The organism is Paenibacillus camerounensis, assembly GCF_000723885.1.
Lineage (GTDB): Bacteria > Bacillota > Bacilli > Paenibacillales > Paenibacillaceae > Paenibacillus_AQ > Paenibacillus_AQ camerounensis.
Genome location: NZ_CCDG010000064.1, coordinates 1 through 5,153, shown reverse-complemented (window position 1 = coordinate 5,153; position 5,153 = coordinate 1). Strand labels below are relative to the sequence as shown.

Genomic DNA, 5,153 nt, shown 5'->3' with positions numbered 1-5,153 from the left:
TAAGTGCCGCTGGAGCTCTGTTCGCAAGGAATTAGTGTGCTAAAATCCACCTAAGTGCCGCTGTAGCTCTGTTCGCAGGGAATTAGTGTACTAAAATCCACCTAAGTGCTGCTGGAGCTCTGGTCGCAGGGAATTAGTGTACTAAAATCCACCTAAGTGCCGCTGGAGCTCTGGTCGCAGGGAATTAGTGTACTAAAATCCACGTAAGTGCCGCTGGAGCTCTGGTCGCACTAAAATCCACCTAAGTGCTGCCGGGGCCCTGCTCGCATCCAGCCCGAGCTGAGCGCGTCCAACGAGCCAATCAATAATTCTTCCGGGATTTTTCCACTAATCATTGGGATATTTAACGCAGGGGAAAGATGCTATATTCTTTTGGGTAAGCGGTTACAACAAACGTTTGCATTGGAGTGTTTACATAAATAGTGGAGGTGACAGGTGTACCAGGCTCCGGGGGGATCTCAAGACAATGATCATTCATTCATAAGGAGGAATAACGTATTCATGCCTAAGAATAAATCATTGCTGCCACAAGCATTGCCTGCATTTTCGCCATACACATCGTCCAGGCGCTCACAACGCGGTTTACCCAAGCTCTTATTACTCACGCTGTCTACACTGCTGCTGCTAATGCTAGTAACACCTAACATTTCCGCGGCGGCATCCGCAGCGAAGAAGCCTAAGCCGACCGCAATGCAGACCTACGTGGATGCCATGCAGCCGGGCTGGAACCTCGGCAATACACTTGATGCTACGGGAGCCGACGAAACCTCCTGGGGCAACCCCAAGGTTACCAAAGAGCTGATCAAGAAAATCGCTGACCAAGGGTACCGGAGTATCCGTATTCCCGTAACCTGGGACGTACACATCGGAGCGGCTCCGAGCTATACAATTGAGGCTGCTTATCTCGCCAGAGTCCGGCAGGTGGTGGACTGGGCGCTCGCCGAGAAGCTGTATGTCATGATCAATGTCCACCATGATTCCTGGATGTGGGTCAGCGGGATGGAGCAGAAGCATGACGAGGTGCTGGCCCGCTATAATGCCGTCTGGAAGCAGGTGGCTGCCGCCTTCAAGAACTATCCGAACAAGCTGATGTTTGAGAGTATTAACGAGCCGCGCTTCACCGACGGCGGCACAACAGATGAAGCTAAGGCTACCGCCATGCTGAACGAGCTGAACAAGTCCTTCCACAGCATCGTCCGAAGCTCAGGCGGCAAAAATGCAGCCCGCCCGCTGGTCCTGCCATCGCTGGAATCCTCTCCGACCCAGGAGCGGATGGATGTGCTGTACCAGACGATTACCGGGCTGAAGGACCCTAATCTGATTGCTACTGTGCATTACTACGGCTTCTGGCCGTTCAGCGTCAATATTGCGGGCTACACCAAATTCGATGCCGATACGCAAAATGACATCATCCAGACCTTTGACAAGGTACACGCTACCTTTACCGCCAAAGGCATTCCGGTTATTCTCGGCGAATATGGACTGCTTGGCTTTGATCAGAGTACAGCTGCTATTGAGCAGGGGGAGAAGCTGAAGTTTTTTGAATTCCTCGGCTATTATCTGAAAGAAAAGCGGATTACGTCCATGCTCTGGGATAACGGGCAGCATTTCGGCCGCACGACCTACAAGTGGTCTGATCCCCAGCTGTTTACGATGATTAAGACCAGCTGGACTACGCGCTCTGCTACTGCTGAGAGTGATCTCATCTATCTGGAAAAGGATGCTGCGGTCAAGGATACAACCGTCCTGCTTAACCTGAACGGCAACAAGCTGAAGTCGCTGAGCGTAGCAGGCAGCAAGCTTAAGCAAGGCAGTGACTATACGCTAAACGGCAATAAGCTGACGATTAAGGCGGCGAAGCTTAAGAGCCTTACCAAGTCAGGCAAGCTGGGCGTGAATGCTACCCTGACAGCAAAATTCAACAAAGGCGCCGCCTGGACCTTTAAGCTGACTGTCTATGCCCAGCCTAAACTGAGCAATGCCGCTGGAACGACAGCCTCCTTCACCATCCCGGCTGCGTTTAACGGTGACAGCCTGGCTACAATGGAAGCCGTGTACGCTGCGGGCGGCAACGCCGGGCCGCAGAACTGGACGCCGTACAAGGAGTTTGCTTATACATTCAGCCCTTCCTACAGTACCGGAGAGATTAGGCTGACGGAGAATTTCTTCAAGGAAGTCAATGACGGTGAAGTGATTCTGAAATTCCATTTCTGGAGCGGTAAAATTGTCAGCTACAAGCTTACGAAGAGCGGAACTGTCGTTAGTGGTGAAGCGATCTAGCGTAGCATTAAGAAGAAGCCTTCCTTACCTTTGCCGGGTAAGCGGAGGCTTTTTCGGCTGCTGCACAGGTGGTTTACATGGATAGTATTTAAATTTATAAATATACAAAATGAGACAATGGGTGTAAAATTGCAGTACTTACGCTTATGGGGGAAGTATAGAGGCTATTCTATGCCCTTATGTGAAAATATGCGCAAGCAAATATAATAGAGAGATTTGGAGGCAGGAAGATTGATGAAAAGAAAGAACTGGAAACAACTTATGATGCTGTTTACGCTAACCGCTGCAGTGGGGATGGTTGCGGCGGGCTGCGGCAATAACAATACAGCAAGCGGCAGCAATGCCGGGAACTCGGCTAATCCGGACGGAGCTGCAGGAGCGGAAGCGGTAACCGTGACACTGGGTCTGCTGCCTTCGATTGATGCTATTCCCTTCATTATTGCGCATGAGCAGGGCTTTGATAAAGAGCATAACGTTAACCTGGATATCCAGACCTTCAAAAGCGCCAAGGACCGCGATGTAGCGTTCCAGGCCGGCAAGGTGGACGGCATCAGCGCCGATCTGGTAGCAATCTCGATCTACAATGAAGCAGGACTCGATGTGAAGATTACCAGCACCACAACCGGTGAATTCGACCTGCTGACCGGCAATGATGACATTCAGGATGTGAAGGACCTGAAGGGTAAAACCGTGATTTTGTCCAAAAATACCTCGACTCAATATACAGTAGCGATGATGCTGAAGCAGGCGGGACTGACAGAAGCTGATGTTACGGTGAGCGAAGTACCGCAGATCCCGACCCGGCTTGAACTGCTGAAGAACCAGAAGGCGGATGCGGCTGTGCTGCCTGAGCCGTTTGTGACTATGGGGCAAACCTCCGGGCTGCGCGTGCTGAGCTCTACCCACACTGCCGGCGTGAACCCGTTCGTGTTCGCTTTTCCGCAGACTGTAATTGATGCCAAGCCGCAGGCCATCCGCGACATGTATGCCGCTTATGATGCTGCTGTGGATTATATGAAATCTCATGACCAATCGGAATATATCGATCTTATTATCAAGGAAGTGGGCTACCCGGAGACATTAAAGGATCAGATTACAGTGCCTGCTTATGAGCCGGCTGTTCAAGTGGACGTGAAGGAAGTAGAGGCGGCTTTTGCCTGGGCACGGGAAACCGGGCTGCTCACCAAGGACATTGCGCCTGAAGATGTGATCTCCGATGTCCAGTTTGGCAAATAGCGGACTCTGCATCCGGGACCTGCAGGTTGAGTATAAGGGCGGCCAGGTAGCGCTGGGAGAGGTTAATTTGACGCTGCCCGAGCATGGTATTTATACCATAATCGGGCCTTCCGGCAGCGGCAAATCTACGCTGCTGCGGGCGGTTGCCGGCCTGCTGCCGGGTTATCGCGGTGAGCTGCTGTACAACGGCAGATCTGTGCATGACAAAGAGACGCTGGTCGGGCTTGTGCCGCAGAACTACGGCCTGCTGCCGTGGAAGACGGTCCGGGACAATATCCGGATCGCCATGAAAATTACCGGTACCGCAGCTGCGGACAAGAGTGAACGGGATGCCCGGATCACAAGATGGCTTGGGGCGATGGGAATTGCCGCTCTGGCGGACCGCTATCCGCTCTCGCTGAGCGGCGGGCAGCAGCAGCGGGTGGCGATCGCGCGGGCCTTTGCGATTTTACCAAAAATCATGCTGCTGGATGAGCCGTTCTCCGCGCTGGATGCCGTAACGCGCGAGGCGCTGCAGCAGATTTTTCTGGATAACTGGCTGGCACATCCGGCAACAGCGCTGTTTGTCACCCACGATGTGGACGAGGCGATCCTGCTGGGACAGAAGATTATCATTCTGCCGGCAGGTACGGGTAAACGGACAGAGCTTGAGGTGCTTGATAATACCGCGGTGTTCGGGATGAAGCATGAGGCGAAACGGGACAGCAATGAGTTTTTTGAGCAGACGAAAGTGATTAGAAAGGTAATGCAGGAAAAATGGTGATGAACAAGCGGATTAACCACGTGCTGCGGCTGTTGTTTGTTTTTGCAGGCATGAATCTGGTCTGGTATGTCGTCTACCTGCTGATGAACCATCCGATTCTGCCGTCTCCCGGCTCCGTTTATAAGGCAATGTTTCAGCTGGAAGGTCATGAGGTATTGCTGAATGTCGGATACAGCCTGCTGCGGATTTTTGAAGGCGTGCTGCTGGCGCTTCTGATCGGCCTGATGATTGGATTGTTAATGGGGCGCTCGCCGCTCTGGAACAAACTGCTCGATCCGGTCGTCTATCTGACCTATCCGATTCCGAAGATCGCCCTGCTGCCGGTGGTGATGCTGTTCTTCGGGCTTGGGGAAACGTCGAAAGTGCTGATGATTATGCTGATTCTGCTGTTCCAGATCATCATCTCTGTGCGTGACGGGATCAAGGCAATTCCCGAGACTACATATGATGTGCTGACCAGCATCGGAGCAAGCTCCATGCAGAAATTCTGGAATGTCACGCTGCCCGGTGCGCTGTCGGTCATCCTCAGTACGATCCGGGTATCGCTCGGCACCGCCATTTCCGTGCTGTTTTTCACCGAAATCTACGGCACGGAGCACGGCATGGGCTTCTTCATTATGGATGCCTGGCTGCGGCTTGATTATCCGGAGATGTACGCCGGCATCATGCTGTTCAGCTTAGTGGGCTTTGTGCTGTTCCTGCTGGTGGACCTGCTGGATTACTGGTTCATGAAGTGGCGGCGGTAAAAGTAAATAGGTTAGTTGAGGCGGCCCGGCGAGGGCCGTCTTTTTGTGTTGGGTGGCGGGATGTGCGAAAGGCAAGGGGGAAATCCTACTGATTCCGCGTAGAGTGGCGGGATGAGCGAAAGGAAAGG

Annotated in this window: 4 protein-coding genes; all 4 read left to right on the top strand. The window is 52.7% G+C overall.

Annotation, left to right across the window (positions count from 1 at the left end; all coding sequences use genetic code 11):
* Positions 1-627 precede the first annotated feature (627 nt).
* The 4 genes from BN3772_RS23245 (at position 628) to BN3772_RS23230 (ending at position 5,025) form a co-directional block, all read left to right on the top strand.
* Positions 628-2,280 carry a cellulase family glycosylhydrolase gene (locus BN3772_RS23245; protein WP_042202605.1) on the top strand — a complete coding sequence of 551 codons (1,653 nt, stop codon included), beginning with the start codon at positions 628-630 and terminating at the stop codon, positions 2,278-2,280.
* A gap of 234 nt (positions 2,281-2,514) precedes the next feature.
* A complete protein-coding gene (locus tag BN3772_RS23240; protein WP_042202603.1) occupies positions 2,515-3,516 on the top strand; it encodes an ABC transporter substrate-binding protein in 1,002 nt (333 codons plus the stop codon).
* Positions 3,497-4,279: an ABC transporter ATP-binding protein gene (locus BN3772_RS23235; RefSeq protein WP_042202602.1), complete on the top strand. Its 783-nt coding sequence runs from the start codon at positions 3,497-3,499 to the stop codon at positions 4,277-4,279. The genes BN3772_RS23240 and BN3772_RS23235 overlap by 20 nt, the downstream gene beginning before the upstream one ends.
* Entirely contained in the window at positions 4,279-5,025 is a 747-nt protein-coding gene (locus BN3772_RS23230; RefSeq protein ID WP_042202601.1) for an ABC transporter permease, read from the top strand. The genes BN3772_RS23235 and BN3772_RS23230 overlap by 1 nt, the downstream gene beginning before the upstream one ends.
* The last annotated feature ends 128 nt before the right edge of the window (positions 5,026-5,153 follow it).